Origin of the sequence: Anabaena sp. AL93 (genome assembly GCF_001672085.1) — a bacterium.
Classification (GTDB): Bacteria; Cyanobacteriota; Cyanobacteriia; order Cyanobacteriales; family Nostocaceae; genus Dolichospermum; species Dolichospermum heterosporum.
Genome location: NZ_LJOU01000081.1, coordinates 1 through 19,504, shown reverse-complemented (window position 1 = coordinate 19,504; position 19,504 = coordinate 1). Strand labels below are relative to the sequence as shown.

Genomic DNA, 19,504 nt, shown 5'->3' with positions numbered 1-19,504 from the left:
TGACCTAATCTGATTTGTGTTTTATCTAAGTTCCTCGTTATCTAGTTTAGGCTAAAAAATGAATTTGACATCGGATTGAATATTATTAAATTGATTAAGGGCGCAGGCCCTGCGCCCCTACGGGTTCATTAATTTGCTGGTAATTGTGGGTGTGTTGCTGAATATTTGCTGACTATGGCAGACACTTCTGGGTTATAAAGTCTGAGATAATTCCAGTAGTTGCCAAAAACTTGGCGGACGTAATTTCTTGTTTCGTCAAAAGGAATTTCTTCGACAAATTCATCGGGATCTTGTTTGGGTATGGTTTGTAGCCATTTGGCGACGTTGCCGGGTCCGGCATTATAACTAGCGATCGCTAACATGGAATTATTGCCATACTGTTGATGAGTATGATCTAAATACCAAGTCCCCAACATAATATTATCGTTAGGATTTTCTAGGTTGAGTTTTTTGAAATCTAACCCGATTTGTGGGGCTATCCATGCCCCTGTACTGGGCATAACTTGCATTAAACCTGTTGCACCGACGGGGGATTTAATTTTGGATTGAAAGCGGGATTCTTGCCGCATTAAAGCTGTAACTAACAGAGGATTAAGTTGACGGGAAGTAGACCATTTTTCAATTTCTTGAAAATAAGGAAAAGGATAACGGGCTTGCCAGTAGATGGGTTGTTGACTTAAAGCTGCATATTCGGCTTTTTCAGTGGGGGTTTCTCGGTCTTCCAATTTAGCGATTTTGTCAATACCAATGAGATATTCACCCTTAGTTAATCTCATCAACCCTTCGGTAAACTGTTCAGCAACACTAGGCTGTTTTTTATTTTTAAATTCTGTTTCCCATTGCCACCAAGCATCACGATCTTGTCCTAGTAAATACAATTCATGGAAAGTCTGAGAACCGGCGGGAGGAACAGGACGTTGGGGGGGAATAATTGCCGGATTCATCACGCGCAAAGTATTAAAATTCCCCACATTTAAACCCAAAATACTGGCAGAACGCCAGGCATAATAAGATTGAGGAAATTCACTAATTACAGATTTATAAGCAGTAATAGCTTCCTGTTGTTTGCCTAGTATTGTTGCCCATTTGCCCACCCAAAATCCGGCTCTAGGAGCTAAAATGCTAGTTTTGTTATTAATAGTAATTGGTTGCGCCCATTGCCATGCTCCTAAATAATCATTGTTTTTGGCTTTATTTTGGGCGATTTTCCAGCGAAATTCTGCGGCTTCATCGGTGCTGCTATATTTTCCTAGCAATAATTTCTCTGTCGTATTAGCTGATTTATTATCTTTGAGAGATTCTAAAAGTTTGGCTTTTTTAACTAATGCTGGAGGTGCTTGATCGGGAAAATTACTAATTATTTGGTCAAGATAGATAATGGCATCTTTACCTTTAGCAATATCGGCTAATCTTGATAGGGCGGTTGCTGTTTCTTTGGCGGTGGGAAATTTTTGTAATAGTTGTTTATAAACTACAATGGCTTGATCTTGCTCTTTATTTAATTGTAATCCTCTGGCGATACGATAGAGGCTAATGGCTGTTTTTGGGGCTTGAATGTAAGCATTTTTAGCTTTGGTAAACTCATTGTTATCCCAGTAGACTGAACCGATGAGTTCCCAATCTGTGGGTTTGAGTTGTGGCTGTTTTACCAATTGATCTAATACGCCCACAATCCCCGGCTCGTCTGCGGCGTATTGAGCCAAGATTAATTGTAATTTGGGTTGATTTGGATTATCGTTTAACCGTTTGCGGATAATTTCCCAGGTGAGGGGATGGGAGGGAAATTGAGCGATCGCTTGATCTGATAATTTTGGTTGGGCGATCGCATATATAGCCTTGACTACGGCTGCTTCTTTGCCATATTCTTTTACCACCTTGCGGCGCAAATCGGAAGCTTGCTTATCTGCACCTAAAATATCATGAGCCTGGGCTTGTTTAAGTAAAATATAAGGTGCTAATACAGGATAATCTTTTTCCAGTCCTGTCAATAGACTCAGGGCTTTTTTGCCTTGGGAAGTTTCTACATAATCACAAGAGAGTAGATAACGGGCGCGTTCCCGATCTGGGGAACTGCCTTTTTCAGCAATTTCCGTGAGTTTTGTTAATCTTTCTGGTACAGATTGAGACAATAGCGAAAAGACAACTGACTTAACTTTTGCAGCCTCAGATAGTTTTTCCGGCTTACGCTGACCCAAGTTCAACCATTGACTGACGGTTTTGCTGGCTTGGGGGGCTGATACCATTGCCCCGGCTAAAAAGGCACATAGTCCAGCACCAGCAAGTAGATAAATTTGTGTTTTCTGTAGTTTTTTCAACATTGATACTCGCTGTTTGCCTAGCGTCTCACGGAGAAAGTTGACGATTAGATGAATATTTTGGCAACTTTATCATTAGGGTAACACCCCTCACCAAGTTTTACGCCTATGATGCCAGACTTTCCGCCAGTTTATACAAATGTAATCTCTCTTTAATTTTGTGGTGACAGATTGTAGGGTTGGGGTCTCCCCGCCCTCATTGGTGTCAACTTAACGTAAAACCCATAGCCCACCTGGGAATGATAGCGTAGCGTGGCGTTAGCCATATTCCCAGTCTCATAGCAAAAGTCATCTGAAGATGACTAAAAATCCCCAGTTTAAGTAATTGGACAAAAATATTTACAGTCATTGCGAGCGAAGGGAAGCAATCACAACCCTGGCGATTGCTTGATTTCACTTCGTTCCATATGGCTAACGCTACGCAACGCTAACGCAATGACATTGTGTAATTAATTCTGTCTCACTACTTACTTTAGCCCTGTTCTGTCAGATTTGGAAAATACAATACCTGAAAGGTTTACGGGGCTTTGGTTTTGACGTTTTATGCAACAATTTTATTTTTTGATACATAAAAAACCGCCAAACCTTGATGAAATAAGAGTTACAAAAGATGGATTCGATTATTGTTTTCCGAGAGTGACAAAACAGGGCTAAGTTGACACCAATGCCCCGCCCTCAATTGTCTTGCTAATTTTGACTTTGAATTTGCCTAACTACCGTTAAAGCTGAATAACTAACGCCCGCAGTCCCTTCTCCAGGATGAGTAGAATCACCAACCAACCACAAATTACGAATAGGTGTTCGATTAGCAAAACCAAAGGGTCCAAAGGTGGGAATTCTTTGACCAATACCACCAACAATACCTGATTCTCTACCTGTATAATGAGCGAAGGTACGAGGTGTGGCAGCTTCTACATGAATAATAGTTTCTGGTTTCAAATAGAAATATTCAGAAAGTTTGGATATCGCATCTTGAGTAAATTTTTGTTTTAACTCTTCATAATTTTGAGTTTCCCACCAGGGGATAAAATCAACAAAAGAAGAAGCGATAATGGTGGCTTTTCCTAATGGTGCGCGACCATCTCCTTCATGACTCACAGATACAAATAAGGAATTATTTTCGCCAATAGGTTTATTTACATCATATAGAAATTGTAAATGTGGTGGACAATTAGGAGGAATTGCACTTTTATCTACACCCAAATAAATCACATAAGCACCGGAAGCTGGTGGGAGTTTTTCAACCCTTTGTTTATATCCAGAAGGGGCATTTTCTCCTAATAATTGAACCAAGTTTTGAACGGTGACGTTAGCAACTATATGATCTGCTGATTCTGTCCAAGTTTTCCCGGTTTTCTGATTTTTAATGATGACGGCGTTGGCTTGGTTATGGACAACTTGGATTTTTTCAACATTGTGACGCATTAATAGCTTACCACCATCTCGTTCTAAAGATTCTACCAAGCGATCGCTCAAAACTTGCATACTCCCTTGCAGATGAAATAGCCCTTGAGGTAATTGGGATACACTCAAAGCTGTAGCTGCATAAAGTAAAGCCGTTTCTTCCGCACTAACTTGAGAATATAATTTCAGTTGTAAATCTAAAAATGTCCGCAGTCTTTGATCATTTCCTAAACCACATAATCGTAAAGCATCCCCCACAGTGAATAAAGTGAAAGGTGCAGTAATAAATGTCCTCGGACGGACAGCTTTAATTAATTGTCCTAAGTCCCATAAATTCCGGGGTGGTAAAACCGGATCACGTCCTTGAAATTCCCAACTAGCATTAAATAAAGTGGTTAATAATTGCCAAAAAGGTTCACTTCCGGGAAACTGTTTTTGACGTTCTGCTTGCCATTTTTGAGAATCACGCCAAACATTAATGGGTGTAGATTCTCCCGGAAGAAATACAGCACAAGCTGGGTCGCAAGGTGTCGCAGCGGGTAATTCTATATTTAATTCTGAGAAAATGCGGTGATGAATTCCCCCAGGTTCTAAACCCGCTACTTGCGTCGCACCAACATCAAAAGTAAATCCTTGACGTTTGAAGGTGGAAGCGCAACCACCAGGAACAATTGCTTGGTCAAGAATTAAGACATTATAACCTCTATGTGCTAATAATGCTCCGGCTGTAAGTCCACCTATACCCGCACCAATGACGATAACGCGGGATTGATTTTTTGGATCAGTAAGATTTGACATTGATGATTAACTTCAATTTCAGAGTAATTAATGAGATATGATCTAATCAAATAATCATCATTATTCACATCTAATATATCAGATTTATTCACGATAAAATAAATGGTAGATGACTCTATTTACATTATCAATATGGTATGTTATGTATTGACAGCTTTCAGAAAAATAATCTATGGTATACAGCTTGAGCTAAAATAAGCCTATGAGCAATTTAGAAAACGTCACAATTCACCAATTTAGAGGACTTCGAGACTTAGAACTAAGGGATCTCGGACGTATTAACCTGCTTGTTGGTATTAACAATTCAGGTAAAACCAGTGTTCTAGAAGCATTATCTGTTTACTGTCATCCACTGGATATTAGAGAATGGTTTAGTACAGCACTTCAAAGAGACGCAGAAAGTAGACAAGATCGTATTCCTCCAATAGATGCTTTAAAATGGTTATTTACACGCTATACTGAACTTATAAATCCAGAAATTAATAAACCAACTATTCTTATATCTAGTGATGGTGCTTATTTTATTAAACAATTAAAAGCTAGTTATGAGCAGATAGAGGGAATATCCCTGTCTACAAACAAAAGAAGAAGTAATTCTATTGATATTACAGATGATGAAATTGATCATGATGATGCAACAGGATTAAGAAAAGGAATTGATTTTAAAATAGAAGTATATACAAAACAATTACATTTGTTTGATAATACTCCTCATTTCATAGAAACTTTCCAGTTATGGGAAAATGAAGTTTTAGCTAGGCCATCTAGAAAAAGAGAGCCAGGTTTAAGCTTATGTACATCTATAGTTACACCTGTATCTCACCGTTTTGAATCACCATTTCGGTTATTTTCAGAGGCAAGATTTAAAAACTTTCAAGCAGATGTACTGGAGTTACTTCAAAAAATAGATAACAATATCTCGGATATAGAAATTCTATTACCGCCACAATCTACATCTACATTTAGTATATATATTCAACATAAAAAACTAGGACTTGCACCAGTTAGCACTTTTGGTGATGGTATCCGTCGTTTATTACATATAGCTCTTAAACTAGCTAGTGCTAAAGGTGGTATTCTCTTAATTGATGAATTAGATTCAACAATTCACACAGAAGCACTACAAAATTCTTTTCAATGGTTAGTTAAATGGTGTACAGAGATGGATGTTCAACTATTTGCAACTACCCATAGTCTTGAAGCTGTTGATGCTTTATTAGGAGTTACTGAATCAGATTCAGATTTAGTGCTTTATCGCTTAGAACCAAAGGAAGGAAAAACAAAAGTAGTTAGACATGATGGACATAGATTAAGACGGTTAAGAGAAGAATTAGGTCAGGAGGTGCGTTGGTGAGTCGGCAATATGTTTTAATTGGTGTTGAGGGGAATCATGATCAGGCTTTTATCTCCAAGATTTTGTGTAAATTATTAGGCTTTTCTAAATTTGATGGGAAGATATCAGAACTAGATCCTTTTTGGCGGAAATTTATCCCTAATTACCCTAAAGGGGGAAAGTTATATGTAAGACTTGATATGCCTGCAATTTTGTATACAGAGACTTTATCAATCGCTTTATATGCAGGTGAAGGAAGTAATTTAATTACTAATTTGAATGATAAATTATCTGATATTGATTATTCTACTTTTTTAGCTTTTGCAATTGTAGCTGATGCTGATGACGATACACCTAACAAAGTTGCAGAAAAATATCATCATGGTTTAAAAAAATATTTTCCTAATTTTCCTATTACAGTCAATGCAACTGGTAATATCATAGGAGGTTCACCAAAATTAGGAATTTATATATTACCAGATAATTCTCAACAAGGAGTTTTAGATACTTTGATATCTGACTGTGGTGATTTGGTTTATCCTGAATATATGCAAAGAGCAAGAGAGTATGTAGATAAATTTTCTGAAGAAGAGAGGAAGAAAAAGCCTTTAAAATGGAAACCTTTTGACCAAGAAAAGGCGACAATTGCTACAGTCGTAAGTGTTCTAAAACCAGGTAAAACTAATCAAACAAGTATTAGTGATAACAGTTGGATTAGTCCTGAAACAGAAGCTCAAATTCCAGCAATTCAAAATTTAACTAAGTTTTTCAGGAACTTGTTGAATTTAGAAACTTGAATAATACCCTAAATTCTACACCTTCTCCCTTGCAGGTGGGACAATACCCAACTTATTTAACCCTGAATCAATATTTCTCAATAACTTAAAATCATCCTCCGGTAAAGAATAATTACTACTAAATAAACTACATTTTTCTAAAAACGTAAATGCTTGCCGAAATTGCTGCGGTGTGGCTTTAATTGGGGCATCAAAATGACAGGGAATAATCCATTGAAAATCCCAACTAGCAACTTTATCAGCCCAATTTATAGTTTCCTGGGGGGCGCGATTGAGAATCAAACTTTGTAAAATTGGGGCAACAAATATCCGCCCATTTCCTTGCAGAATATTAAATGATTCTTGCCAATTTTCCTGCCATTGGAAGGGGAAAAACCCAAAATAGGCTTTGCGCGAACGTTCTGGGGCTGTTTGGGCATCATGCCATACTTCACTCCATGTAGGTACTTCTAACACACTGGGGCTAAAATATAAGGAAAATAATGTGATTCGCTGCCACCCTTTACGGCGATTTGCTGACGTATCTGCAACGATGTCAAAGGCTTTATCCTTGGCGTGGTAGAGTAGGGGGTAGGGGTCAAGTTGAACAATTGCTGGTGGCTCTGCTGGTACTGAAACTATGGTATCTGTAAGTAAGAGAGTGTGCGATCGCTTATGGAAAAAAGCCACCTCTGCAAACTTACCCAACCCCAAATCAATCGGTCCGAGGGTTGCATAATCAAAATCCTCAGCAAAAGGAGCTTCCTGGCTATTTTCAGGCAGTATGTGAGTCCGTTTACCAGGTAAACCCAACCAACTTAAAGGCAAATTTACGGGAAAACTCCATTGTCCAGGGGAAACAAAAACCTGTGCAGCGGGAAAGCGTCGCGCAAAAGGACCAACAAAAACCTTATGTTCTATTCCCGATATCGTAGGCAAAATAATATACTTAACATCACCGTATTCTGCCACCAACTCATTCAGCAACCGGACACATTCTCCAGTCGGTGCGACAGGTGCATAAACCAGCAAACCGCCCTGTTCCAGCTTAACTACAGTCATGCGGATTGGCACAACTACATAGAAAATTCCCTGTAATTGATCAAAAGTCCAGATAGTATCTTTAATAACTTCTTTACGGATAGTGCGCCGTTGACCATAAGGATAAATTGGCACAACAGGCCAAAACCGCCATGAAAAATCCTGGGGATGAATTTTTTCTATATCTCCACTTTCCACCACTTTGCGAACCTCTCTCAATTCCCAATACTCAGATTTTTGTTTGCTTTTCTAAATTTGGAGTTTAGCAAATTATGGGGGTGATCAACATAAAATTATTGATTTTTTAGAAAGATTGGGTTTTCCAACATGAGTAATTTTCATATTAATTTCATATTCCAGCTTGAGTTAATACCTCACTCAAATCAGCAACTAAATCTAAATTTTCTGCCCATTCTATTAAATAACCATAATCCAAAGTTTCTGCTTGTAACTTAATTATCCCCAAAGCATCACGCCATTGTTTTTCTGATTTACTTCCCTTTCCCCAGCGCAATTTTTGTAAAATAATATCTTCTGCTGAAGCTATCCAAAAAGCAGGAATTCCATCTAAATCAACTAATATTCTTCGGTGCATTTGAGATATTGCAAAAGGTGAATTATCAGTAATATAAATATCAGCATTAGCAATAGTTTCTGTATGGGTAATATTCAACATATTTCCCAAACCTCTTTGCAAATCTTCTACCGCACCTACTGGACAATAATATCCAAATGCTTCTAAAGTTTTTACCAGCAAATCTATTTGATTTGGTTTAACTTCTACCACCAAATCTAAATCACGAGTAGAACGTGGTTCTCCATGAATAGAACTAGCAACACCTCTACTTACATAATAATCAATATTAATTGACTCAAAAAGTTGATGTAGTTCTCCTGCTAAAGAAATTGAATCTTGAATCCACATATTTTCCTTAATACCTTTTGGTTGAAAATCAGGAGTAAATTTTTCTCCTAATACAGCACGGGTAAATAAATTACGAATTTCCTGTATAGTTGAATTGCGATTTCGAGATTTAATTCCTATCAGACATAGTTTTTTAACTCCTCGTTCATGGCTAATAAATCTTTCTATGCGTTGTTTTAATGATAATTGTCGCCATTTTTGAAAGAAATAAATATCAGCTTCTATTGCTGTATCTTGGCTTTGGGGTTGATAACTAGGTTTGGGAATTGTTGGGAAAGATAATCTTGATTTTTCTAGCATTGCTAATTTTATAGTATTCTTGAATATTGAGTATTTAACCTGTAACTTACATTATACTCAAAATATCACGTTTTTCTGATGTAGTGCTTATGTGCGTGTGATTGATGCTTGAAAAGTTAAATTATTAAATTTTATTGAGAGAATGTTTTAAAAAATACAAAGCCTGTTACACTGAAATACATAATTAGAGATTAAATTTAAATTGCATAAAGTCACATGAAATTACGAGCAATATCAGACCTCAAAAATAAAATTATTCTTGGGGATAATTTATCTGTACTCAAACAAATAGAAAATGATACTTTTGATTTAATCATTACTTCACCACCATATTTTCAGCAACGTAATTATGGAAATGGTGGACAAGATGGAGGAAGAAATAACCAAATCAAAAATAATGGTTTTACTATTATTAGAATTTTGGGGAACACGATGAAAAAGGACATCATTTAAAGTCCTGTAGAGATTACTAAAAATAATCATCGTCCAGCAGTTTATCCGATGTATATTATTCAAGAATTGATTAAATTATTAACTCAAGAAGGTGATTTTGTCCTTGATCCTTTTTGTGGTAGTGGTACAACTTGTATAGCAGCTAGAAATTTAAATAGAAATTATTTAGGAATTGAAATCAATCCTGATTATGTAAACTTAGCTAATAACCGTATGGAAGAATCTGATTCTCAACAACAGGAATTATTTATATGAAATATGATTATAATCAAGAAATAGAAAGACTAGAAAAATCCTATCAGCAAGCAATTGAATTAGTTGAAAATCAATCATTTACAGAATTTGATCAAGAAATAAAAAACTGTGTAGATATTTTTATTCAAAAAATAGAAACCGATAAATCTTTAATTCAGGTAATTATTACCACCCTACTCAAGAAAATAATTAAACCTAAGCAAGATATTAGGTTACACATGGCTAAATTTATCAATGGATATTCTGCAAGAGTGCTTGATACTAAGGTAACTACACCATTTCTTAAAAGTAAGTTTCCTAAATATGCTAATAAAGAAACTGCATTTTTAACTAAAGCAACACGCGCAGAAATTATCTGGAATTTTCTTGTTTTAAGGTGAGTTGTCGTAATTTTTCAGGGTTCAGTTAAGCCTAAAACTCTTTTTTAAAACGAACCACAGAGGCACAGAGGACACAGAGAAAATAGAAGAACAAATTCTTAACTGAATTGTATTGAACTATAAATTACATCTCTTCACGCGAGAATGATTAGTGGTAATTTCTGTAGAAGTAATAAATTACACAAAAAAGCTTGCAATACGTATAAAATACTTATTTTTCTAATTACGCGATTCCTATTGACATCATTTCTATATATATGTTACAAATATATAGAAAAATTAGATATCATAAATATGATGCCAGTCATTAGAATACCTGATCTTATCTACCAAAGACTCCAAGCTATAGCTATTCCCTTTGAAGACACCCCTGTTACTGTCATTGAGCGACTGTTGAGTGAATATGAAGCACGTCAAAAGCCTCAGCAATCGGGTGATATAGAGACACAAAAATCAGAGGAGAGCGAAAAATATCTAGTTCTTGATCCTGAAGCATCTAGTAATTTACGCCATACGAGGGTTATTCGATCTGTTATTGGTGGTAAGGAAATTCGTCAGCCAAACTGGAGTAAAATACTTGATGAGGCACATATACTTGCATGGAAACAAGGTTTATCTTCAGAAGCTCTAATAAAACTTAGTTTGGCAAGGGTTGTCAAGGGAGAGAGCAATGACCCTGGTTTCCACTACTTACGAGAGATAGATATTTCGATCCAAGGAGTAGAAGCAAATCTAGCATGGCGGAATACTCTACATCTCTCAAAAAACCTGAACATACCAGTTGAAGTATATTTCGAGTGGCGCATGAAAGAAGGATCTGCTTATCCTGGTCAGAAAGGAAAACTTATTTGGATACCCAAATAGATTGAAATGAATTATGACTTACGCGAAATACCTCTCAAACTCCCATTTCTCTGTGACCTCTGTGCCTCTGTGGTTCGTTATTCTGTGACTGATGCGTGAGTCCTATACTGTTTTTATATTATTGTGTAACATATATATATTATATGTGTTGCACAATTTATAAGAAATTTCATCTTGTCTGAAAAATATTCTGCACCATTTTCTTCTCCACCCTATCCGTAGCATTATCCAACTCTATCACCTCACCATCACTCAAAAACCAACCCAAAGCCCCAATATTCTCCTGTGCTTGTCCCAGACTTTTAGCCCCAGGAATGGGAATTGTGCCTTTACTAATACACCAATTAATAGCCACTTGAGACATAGTTTTATTTCTGGTATTTGCTATTTCCTGTAAACAACCTAAAAGCGGCTTCATTCCTGGTAACAACTGCTTACATAAAAATCCCCGAATACCTTTGGGAAAACTGCCATTTTCCGAAAACTTTCCGGTTAATAAACCCAACCCTAAAGGACTATAAGCAATTAATGTAATTCCTAACTCATCACAAACATCTTTTAAACCTAATTCCGTCACCGGATAAGTAGATAAAAGTGAATATTGCACCTGCAAAGTTTTAATCGGTATACCTCTTTCCTGAAATCTTTTATGCACCCATAAAAGTCTTTTAGTTCCATAATTAGATAAACCCACGCCCTTTACCAAACCCTGTTCATACAAATCACCCAAACCATCTAATAAACCCACCTCTTGCCAAGGTGCATAATTAGCAGTAGACCAATGCATTTGCACCAAATCAACATTGCGTCCTAATCTTTTTGCCGAAGCATTACAAGCTGATATAATTGAATTTCTAGTCCATCTCCAAGGGTATGCGGCTAACTTAGTAGCAATGCAAATATTCTCTTGATTTAAACCTTGATATGCTTGGGCAAATTTCCCTAAAAGTAACTCACTGCGTCCCTTTAATTTACCTGTACCGTAGGAATCACCCGTATCAAATAATGTGATGCCATTGTTCACACAGAGATTAAACACCTCTTGTAACTGGTTATCCATACTTTCATCGTATCCCCAGAGCAGTTGATTTCCCCAAGCCCAAGTTCCGCAACCCATGAGAGGAAGATTTAATAAATTGTGAGTTAGCATAATTAAGAAAAACTTGCCAATTGTTATAAACTAATTATTTACGAATAATACCAATGATCCGTAAAGCTAAACCGAATAATTATCATCTTTATTTATCCGCGTTTATCCGCGTGCATCTGCGTTTAATTTTCATTTTAAAACTGTCACAAATACCAAAGTAAAAACTAAATGCCCATTATCATTTGTCCGGGAATCCATGCACCAGAATTAACTAAAAGCTTTATCCAAGGGTGCTTAAATCAAGCTGGTGAAAAATCCATAGATATACTGGTTTATCCTGAACAGGGTTATTTAACTTTATCAACATTTCATATTTTACATTTTTTGTGCGATCGCCTCGGTAATAAGCTAGAATCGCCTGTTATATTCTTATGCTTTAGTGCTGGTGTCATTGGCGGTATAGGTGCAGCCACAGCATGGCAACTTTGGGGAGGTCATGTTCAAGCCTTCATTGCTATTGATGGTTGGGGAGTCCCTCTAGGGGGCAATTTCCCCATACATCGTTTAAGTCATGATCATTACACCCATTGGACCTCAGCTTACCTCGGTACGGGAGAAAACAACTTTTACGCCGAGCCAGCAGTTGACCATTTATCAATGTGGCAGTCACCTCAATCTGTCCAAGGACAGTGGACAAATCCATCCGTTGGCTTCTCTCCACCTAAACAATACCTCAGTGCATCCGAATTTCTCAATTTCCTATTAGAACGTTATAACAAGAAATAGTGATTATTTATCCCCCATTCCCAACTATCTAATGCTTCCTCCTGAACCTACTGCTATTAATAACGGTTTTACCGGACTGCTTAAAAACCGGGGTTTTATGCTCCTATGGATTGGTCAACTGATTTCCCAATTAGCTGATAAGGTATTCTTTGTGTTAATGATTGCCTTACTCAAACTCTACCTACCCAGTAATGAGATAAACGGTGATGCACGCTTCTATTTATACATGGCATTTACCGTACCAGCAATATTGTTTGGCTCTGCTGGTGGTGTTATCGTTGACCGTGTACCAAAAAAACTGATTATGGTAGGTTCAGATGTGGTGCGGGGAATATTCATGGTGTTAATTCCCTTCCTGCCACGACAATTTGGGATACTTTTATTCTTCACCTTTGGTATCTCCACCGTTACCCAGTTTTTTGCCCCAGCGGAACAAGCGTCAATTCCCTTGTTGGTAAGAAAGGAAGGTTTAATGGCTGCTAATGCCCTATTTAGTAGCACCATGATGGCAGCATTAATTATTGGTAATGCAGTGGCTACTCCGATGTTAAACTGGTTTGAAATCTTTAATAAAGGTTTTGGCAAAGAATTGGTTGTCGGCTGCTTGTACCTGATTTCTGCCGTGATTATGATGCCAATTCAGTTTCGAGAACATAGACACATTGACAAAACCGCACCCGCAATTAATCCCTGGGCGGAATTTGTGCTAGGACTGCGCTATCTCAGACAAAATCGGCTGGTGTGGAATGCTATGCTGCAAATTGTCACCTTATACTGCGTATTTGCCGCCCTGATAGAATTAGCCATTGGTATGGCAGCAAGGTTACATTTAGCTCCAGAAGAATTTAGTTCTTTCGTCGCTGCGGCGGGGGTAGGTATGGTGATAGGTGCGGCTATTCTGGGCAATTTTGGACATAGATTATACAATAAACCTTTGCCTTTAATCGGATTTTTAATCATGGCGTTTTCCTTGGGTTTATTCATTTTTATTGATAACCAACCCTTAGCATTAGGACTTTGTATTTTCTTGGGTGTGGGTGCAGCTTTTGTCAACGTGCCAATGCAAACTTTAATTCAACAACAAGCACCATCAGAAATGCACGGTAAAGTCTTTGGCTTTCAAAATCATGCCATTAATATCGCTCTGACAGCACCTCTATTAATTACGACAAAGCTAGTTAATGCCTTTGGATTGTCGGCAGTGTTATTCGGAATGAGTATAGTTGTCGGGGCTATTGGTGTTTGGACATGGCAAAATACTCGGCGGGTATTGCAAGATGTGATCTAGAAATTGTACAATTATGATCCGTTCTTAATGCTAATAAATACGGCTTTCTCTGCAATTGTGAGAATTTTTACATTAAAATGAAGTTTTAAATACAGAATCTAGGCGTTAATTTTAGCTATACTTTGAGGTTAACTGTGGTTTCGTCTTCTCAAATCAGTCTCCCAAAATCTGAAAATAATCAGCAGTCTCCCGTATCTAATTCGTCAGTTCCCTCACCAAAACGGGCATCTGGCGGTTTCGCGTTGATAGATAGTCTCATCCGTCATGGTGTTGAGCATATTTTTGGTTATCCCGGTGGCGCGATTCTACCGATTTATGATGACCTCTATAAAATAGAAGCTGGGGGTACGGTCAAACATATCTTAGTTAGACATGAACAAGGTGCTTCCCACGCCGCCGACGGTTACGCCCGTGCTACTGGTAAAGTGGGAGTATGCTTTGGTACTTCCGGTCCTGGGGCAACCAATTTAGTTACAGGGATTGCTACAGCCTACATGGATTCTATTCCCATGATTGTGGTGACGGGACAAGTACCCCGCGCTGCAATTGGTACAGATGCCTTCCAAGAAACAGATATTTACGGAATTACCTTACCCATTGTTAAGCATTCCTATGTAGTCCGTGATGCCAAAGATATGGCGCGGATTGTCGCTGAAGCTTTTCACATTGCCAGCACTGGTAGACCGGGGCCTGTTTTAATTGATGTTCCCAAAGATGTGGCATTGGAGGAATTTGATTATGTTCCTGTCGCACCGGGTTCGATTAAGTTACCGGGTTATCGTCCCACAGTCAAGGGAAATCCCCGCCAAATTAATGCGGCTATTCAATTAATTCGAGAAAGTCGTCGTCCATTGTTGTATGTTGGGGGAGGAGCGATCGCTGCTAATGCTCACGACGAAATCAAACAACTGGCAGAATTATTTAATCTCCCCGTCACCACTACCTTAATGGGTATCGGTGCATTTGACGAACACCATCCCCTGTCCTTGGGAATGTTGGGAATGCACGGTACAGCTTACGCTAACTTTGCCGTTACAGATTGCGATTTATTAATTTGCGTTGGTGCGAGATTTGATGACCGAGTTACAGGTAAATTAGATGAATTTGCCTCTTTAGCCAAAGTCATTCACATTGATATTGACCCCGCAGAAGTCGGTAAAAACCGCGTTCCCGAAGTTCCCATTGTTGGTGATGTTAAAAACGTCTTAAAAGACTTATTACGCCGATGTCAAGACGCAAATACTAAAGCCACACCTAACCAAAATCAAGAATGGTTAAACTTAATTAACAGTTGGAAACAAGATTATCCTTTAATTGTTCCCCATCACGCTGACAGCATTTCTCCCCAAGAGGTAATTGTCGAAGTTGGCACTCAAGCGCCCCAGGCATTCTACACCACAGATGTCGGTCAACACCAAATGTGGGCTGCCCAATTCCTCAAAAATGGACCAAGACGCTGGATTTCTAGCGCTGGTTTAGGAACAATGGGTTTTGGTGTCCCTGCGGCTATGGGTGTAAAGGTAGCATTCCCGGACGAAGAAGTAGTCTGTATTAGCGGTGATGCCAGTTTCCAAATGTGTTTGCAGGAGTTGGGAACACTAGCACAATATGGGATTAATGTCAAGACCTTGATCTTAAATAACGGTTGGCAGGGAATGGTGCGTCAGTGGCAAGAAGCCTTCTATGGACAGCGTTATTCATCTTCTAACATGGAAGTGGGAATGCCTGATATTGAGCTTTTAGCACAGGCTTATGGCATCAAAGGCATGGTAATTACCAAGCGGGAAGAGTTGGCAGATAAAATTGCCGAAATGCTGGCACACAATGGACCTGTAATTGTCAATGTCCACGTTACCAGAGATGAAAACTGCTATCCCATGGTAGCCCCTGGTAAGAACAACTCGCAAATGGTTGGTTTACCTAAGCCAACACCAAGAACCGCAGTTGAATCAATTTCTTGCAGCAATTGTGGCACTCAAAACCAAGCTAATCATAATTTCTGTTCTGATTGTGGAACAAAGTTGTAGTTAGATTTTGTAGGGGTTTAGTATTATGCTTTACCCTTACCTATTCAATATTATGTTTATCTTTTCTTAGAGATTTTCTATAAATTCTTCAGGTGTAATTTGTGCTTGTTTAAGAACACCGCTTAATGTACCAACTTTTAATTCTGGATGTAATGGTACAACACAACCAATTTCACCATTGAGTGTTTGTTTTTTCATGATTATATGACTACCAGTTTGTCTAATTTGATAAAAACCCAAACGTTCTAATGTGCGAATTGCTTCTTTGCTAGAAGTTCGTGGTAATTTAGGCACAAGTAACCTCAATGCTAGTTACATATCTAGGAGAGGTTTCTGGTAAAGGAAATTCTTCTAAATAAAGTCGTGTTGCTTCTTTTAAACCTGTTATTGCTTGTTCTATTGTTTCTCCTTGATCTACTGTACCAACTTCTGGACATTCAGCGATATACATATCATCTTCTTTGTAAATTATGACTGTGAAACTGCGACTTTTCATAGTTTTCATGAGGGTTACATCTAGGTTTATTCTAACATTAAATGTAGGGGTTTAGCATTGCTAAACCCCTACCATATTCTCATTATTTTAAGCTGAGTTTGTAAATCTTTGATTGCTTGTTGTTGATTACCTATTACAGCAAATTGTCATCAAACCCGGAACAAGAACCCCACCCCCAACCCCCTCCCCGCAAGCGATGAGGGGGCTAAGATGTACCTTATATGATTGGAAATCGCTGTAAGTAGGTGGACGTGAAATAACCAAAATGTGTAACGATATGTCAATTCACCTCGATGCGTTATTGTCGTTGAGTTTTAGCCATTTCAAAAAACGAAATATATTTTTATTTTCCTCCGCCCACCTACTTAACAATTCGCAAGATATTATATTATTCATAAACTATCTAAATTTAGTTCAAATTAGTAAATTATGGTAATGGGTAATATAATATAATGAAAATATATTCATAAAGAGTCATCTATTAAATGGAAATCCTCCCCAAGTTAATGCGGCAATTCAATTAATTAGAGAAAGTCATCACCCATTGTTGTATATTGGGGAAGGAGCGATCGCAGCTAATGCCCACAATGTGTTTGCAAGAGTTAGGATATATAGTAAAATCTAGTGTTAATGTCAAGACTTTTATCTTAAAGAGAGGTAATTTGGGTGTGTTCTTTGATGCTGAAAAATTAGCAGGTAAGCCGATAAAATTAGTCAGAATGCTGGTAGCAGCTAAAGCTGTCAAAATTCTAGATTTAAATAAGGTGAATGAATTAAAATTATTCCTATGCTAAACCGAATCAAAGACTTAACAACAAACATATCATCCCGCTTAGTTGAAATCCGCCGCCATATTCACGCGCATCCAGAACTTAGTGGCGAAGAATATCAAACTGCTGCCTTTGTTGCGGGTGTGTTATCCGCTAATGGCTTGCACGTAGAAGAAGGTATAGGTAAAACAGGTGTCATTGGTGAATTACAAGGAACTCAATCTAGCGATAGAATCTTAGCAATTCGCACTGATATGGATGCTTTGCCCATTCAAGAACGGACAAGCTTAGAATATGCCTCTCGGATTAAAGGAGTCATGCACGCTTGTGGACATGATATTCATACTACGGTAGGTTTGGGGACAGCGATGGTACTTTCCCAAATTGCCTCAGAATTGGGTGGAAAGGTGCGGTTTTTATTTCAACCCGCTGAGGAAATTGCCCAGGGTGCAAATTGGATGGTAAGAGATGGAGTGATGAATAATGTCGCGGCTATTTTAGGGTTGCACGTTTTTCCTTCCATTCCTGCGGGTTCAGTGGGTATTCGCTACGGTGCATTAACAGCCGCAGCAGACAATTTAGAAATTATTATTATTGGTGAATCTGGACATGGTGCGCGTCCCCATGAAGCCATAGATGCAATCTGGATTGCAGCGCAAGTGATTACATCATTGCAACAAGCTATTAGCCGTACTCAAAATCCTTTGCGTCCCGTAGTGTTGAGTATTGGACAAATTAATGGGGGAAGAGCGCCAAATGTGATTGCTGATAAAGTACAATTATTGGGAACAGTGCGATCGCTTCACCCAGAAACCCGCGACAAACTACCACAGTGGATTGAAAATATAGTTGCTAATGTTTGTAATTCTTACAATGCAAAATATCAAGTTAACTATCATCGAGGTGTACCCAGTGTCCAAAATGATAACGCCCTAACACAATTATTACAATCATCAGCGGAAGAAGCTTGGACTAATAATTGTGTACGAATTTTACCAGAACCATCTTTAGGTGCAGAAGATTTTTCTGTTTATTTAGAACACGCCCCTGGTTCAATGTTTCGTTTAGGTGTAGGCTATGAAGAGAGAATAATTAACCATCCCTTGCATCATCCTCAATTTGAAGTTGATGAATCTGCTATTATTACTGGAGTAGTCACATTAGCTTATGCAGCTTATAAATATTGGCTAAATTCAGAACTATGATTTGTGTGATTTATTTAATTTCGATGATTAATTAGTCGGAACTATGATTTCTAGTATTCATTTAATTTTCATGATTAATTAGTCAAACAAATCAAAAAAATCACAGTTGAAAATTCGCTCTTTAAATAAATTCAAGAAAATTACACTGTCAATCATGCCACCAATCGAAACTATAGATTCAAACTCATCAGAACAAACCACTAATAATTGGTATTTAGTAAGTGTCCGTTCTAAAAAAAGAGAAGTATTTTTGAAATATCTGAATTTAGCTATTAGCCAAAATCAATTACAGGATTTAGTGACAGAAATAAAAAGTCCCCAAGATGCAGTTTATCAAGATATTGTTTTATTAAAAATCAGTAATTTCAAAACTGCTTGTATACAACTTAAAAAAATTGAATGTTTCCAAAATATCGAACGGAAACCTTTAGCATTACCACAAGTGAATAGAATGTTGGGTATTGGGTAAATTTGGCTATAAATAGCTAATTACCTATTCATAAAAAATACTCCACAACCGTCAACCAACGAAATTAATTATCATTTCCACCAGGAGATTGCGGGAAGGCTGGGAGCCGCGTCTCTTTAGAGCGCGGGGGAAAGCCTACTCGTGCAAAGTTGTTAACACCGCTGAGGCAATTGTCCAAGAGGATCTAAATGTTAAGGCGATGAAGTCCCGCTGCAAACCTAAACGGCAGAAAGGACGATTTATGGCTAATGGTCAATCTGCAAAACGTGGGTTAAATCGCTCCATTTCTGATGCCAGTTGGGGCGAATTATTTTCTAAGATTGCTTGGCTGGCATTGAAGTCTGGTAAGCCAGTATTATCCGTTAATCCTAAATTTACTTCTCAAGAATGTTCGGCTTGTCATCATATTAGTAAAGCTAACAGAGATGGCGAAAAGTTCATTTGTGAAAACTGCGGTCATATTGACCATGCTGATACTCAAGCCTCCCGGACAATTTTACGAAGAGCTAATTTAAAATTTGTCAGCAAA

Annotated in this window: 20 protein-coding genes; 13 read left to right on the top strand and 7 right to left on the bottom strand. The window is 38.0% G+C overall.

All coding sequences use genetic code 11. From position 1 onward, the window contains the following. Window positions 1-128 precede the first annotated feature (128 nt). Window positions 129-2,318 carry a transglycosylase SLT domain-containing protein gene (locus AN486_RS19495; RefSeq protein WP_053538360.1) on the bottom strand — a complete coding sequence of 730 codons (2,190 nt, stop codon included), beginning with the start codon at window positions 2,316-2,318 and terminating at the stop codon, window positions 129-131. A 684-nt stretch (window positions 2,319-3,002) separates the two neighbouring features. Next, complete coding sequence (gene crtD, locus AN486_RS19490) at window positions 3,003-4,517, bottom strand: C-3',4' desaturase CrtD (RefSeq protein WP_168467498.1); 1,515 nt, start codon at window positions 4,515-4,517, stop codon at window positions 3,003-3,005. A 202-nt stretch (window positions 4,518-4,719) separates the two neighbouring features. Between crtD and AN486_RS19485 the strand changes: the two genes are divergently transcribed. Continuing rightward, entirely contained in the window at window positions 4,720-5,871 is a 1,152-nt protein-coding gene (locus AN486_RS19485) for an ATP/GTP-binding protein (RefSeq protein ID WP_290602149.1), read from the top strand. Continuing rightward, a complete protein-coding gene (locus AN486_RS19480) occupies window positions 5,868-6,647 on the top strand; it encodes a DUF3226 domain-containing protein (protein ID WP_367142455.1) in 780 nt (259 codons plus the stop codon). Before AN486_RS19485 ends, AN486_RS19480 begins: the two co-directional genes overlap by 4 nt. Before the next feature lie 15 nt (window positions 6,648-6,662). Here AN486_RS19480 and AN486_RS19475 read toward each other — a convergent pair whose 3' ends face one another. Continuing rightward, entirely contained in the window at window positions 6,663-7,868 is a 1,206-nt protein-coding gene (locus AN486_RS19475) for a DUF4336 domain-containing protein (protein WP_290602145.1), read from the bottom strand. A 148-nt stretch (window positions 7,869-8,016) separates the two neighbouring features. After that, a complete protein-coding gene (locus AN486_RS19470) occupies window positions 8,017-8,892 on the bottom strand; it encodes a hypothetical protein (RefSeq protein WP_053538365.1) in 876 nt (291 codons plus the stop codon). A 216-nt stretch (window positions 8,893-9,108) separates the two neighbouring features. Here AN486_RS19470 and AN486_RS19465 point away from each other — a divergent pair, with 216 nt between their 5' ends. The 4 genes from AN486_RS19465 to AN486_RS19450 all read left to right on the top strand — a co-directional run bounded on the left by AN486_RS19465 (window position 9,109) and on the right by AN486_RS19450 (window position 10,844). Further along, window positions 9,109-9,345: a site-specific DNA-methyltransferase gene (locus AN486_RS19465; RefSeq protein WP_053538366.1), complete on the top strand. Its 237-nt coding sequence runs from the start codon at window positions 9,109-9,111 to the stop codon at window positions 9,343-9,345. A gap of 12 nt (window positions 9,346-9,357) precedes the next feature. After that, the gene (locus AN486_RS19460) at window positions 9,358-9,600 is read left to right on the top strand and encodes a site-specific DNA-methyltransferase (protein ID WP_290602167.1); all 243 of its coding nucleotides are present in this window, start codon (window positions 9,358-9,360) and stop codon (window positions 9,598-9,600) included. Next, entirely contained in the window at window positions 9,597-9,980 is a 384-nt protein-coding gene (locus AN486_RS19455) for a hypothetical protein (RefSeq protein ID WP_290602142.1), read from the top strand. The genes AN486_RS19460 and AN486_RS19455 overlap by 4 nt, the downstream gene beginning before the upstream one ends. Before the next feature lie 294 nt (window positions 9,981-10,274). Continuing rightward, a complete protein-coding gene (locus AN486_RS19450; RefSeq protein ID WP_233455596.1) occupies window positions 10,275-10,844 on the top strand; it encodes a hypothetical protein in 570 nt (189 codons plus the stop codon). Between the two features lie 169 nt (window positions 10,845-11,013). On the opposite strand, the gene AN486_RS19445 is transcribed toward AN486_RS19450, so the two are convergent. Continuing rightward, window positions 11,014-11,994, bottom strand: a complete 981-nt coding sequence (locus AN486_RS19445; protein ID WP_290602140.1) for an aldo/keto reductase — start codon at window positions 11,992-11,994, stop codon at window positions 11,014-11,016. A 168-nt stretch (window positions 11,995-12,162) separates the two neighbouring features. Here AN486_RS19445 and AN486_RS19440 point away from each other — a divergent pair, with 168 nt between their 5' ends. From AN486_RS19440 to ilvB, 3 genes are all read left to right on the top strand, one after another. Further along, window positions 12,163-12,720, top strand: a complete 558-nt coding sequence (locus AN486_RS19440) for a hypothetical protein (protein ID WP_290602138.1) — start codon at window positions 12,163-12,165, stop codon at window positions 12,718-12,720. A gap of 31 nt (window positions 12,721-12,751) precedes the next feature. Continuing rightward, on the top strand, window positions 12,752-14,008 hold the full coding sequence (locus tag AN486_RS19435) for an MFS transporter (RefSeq protein WP_290602136.1): 1,257 nt from the start codon (window positions 12,752-12,754) through the stop codon (window positions 14,006-14,008). Between the two features lie 134 nt (window positions 14,009-14,142). After that, window positions 14,143-16,035: a biosynthetic-type acetolactate synthase large subunit gene (ilvB, locus tag AN486_RS19430; RefSeq protein WP_290602133.1), complete on the top strand. Its 1,893-nt coding sequence runs from the start codon at window positions 14,143-14,145 to the stop codon at window positions 16,033-16,035. Between the two features lie 66 nt (window positions 16,036-16,101). Here the strand turns inward: ilvB and AN486_RS19425 are convergent, their stop codons facing one another. Together AN486_RS19425 and AN486_RS19420 are read right to left on the bottom strand one after the other, a co-directional pair. Next, complete coding sequence (locus tag AN486_RS19425; RefSeq protein WP_168637145.1) at window positions 16,102-16,329, bottom strand: type II toxin-antitoxin system HicA family toxin; 228 nt, start codon at window positions 16,327-16,329, stop codon at window positions 16,102-16,104. Further along, window positions 16,322-16,540, bottom strand: a complete 219-nt coding sequence (locus AN486_RS19420; RefSeq protein WP_233455595.1) for a type II toxin-antitoxin system HicB family antitoxin — start codon at window positions 16,538-16,540, stop codon at window positions 16,322-16,324. Before AN486_RS19420 ends, AN486_RS19425 begins: the two co-directional genes overlap by 8 nt. 569 nt (window positions 16,541-17,109) lie before the next feature. On the opposite strand from AN486_RS19420, the gene AN486_RS19415 reads away from it, so the two are divergent. From AN486_RS19415 to AN486_RS19400, 4 genes are all read left to right on the top strand, one after another. Beyond that, entirely contained in the window at window positions 17,110-17,325 is a 216-nt protein-coding gene (locus tag AN486_RS19415; RefSeq protein WP_168637124.1) for a hypothetical protein, read from the top strand. Next, window positions 17,319-18,506 (top strand): M20 family metallopeptidase, encoded by a 1,188-nt coding sequence (locus AN486_RS19410; RefSeq protein ID WP_053538376.1) that lies wholly within the window; start codon window positions 17,319-17,321, stop codon window positions 18,504-18,506. The genes AN486_RS19415 and AN486_RS19410 overlap by 7 nt, the downstream gene beginning before the upstream one ends. Window positions 18,507-18,660: 154 nt before the next feature. Next, on the top strand, window positions 18,661-18,975 hold the full coding sequence (locus tag AN486_RS19405) for a hypothetical protein (protein ID WP_052149829.1): 315 nt from the start codon (window positions 18,661-18,663) through the stop codon (window positions 18,973-18,975). A gap of 241 nt (window positions 18,976-19,216) precedes the next feature. After that, window positions 19,217-19,504, top strand: a 288-nt coding sequence (locus tag AN486_RS19400) for a transposase (protein ID WP_290602128.1), incomplete at its 3' end; no start/stop codon positions are given.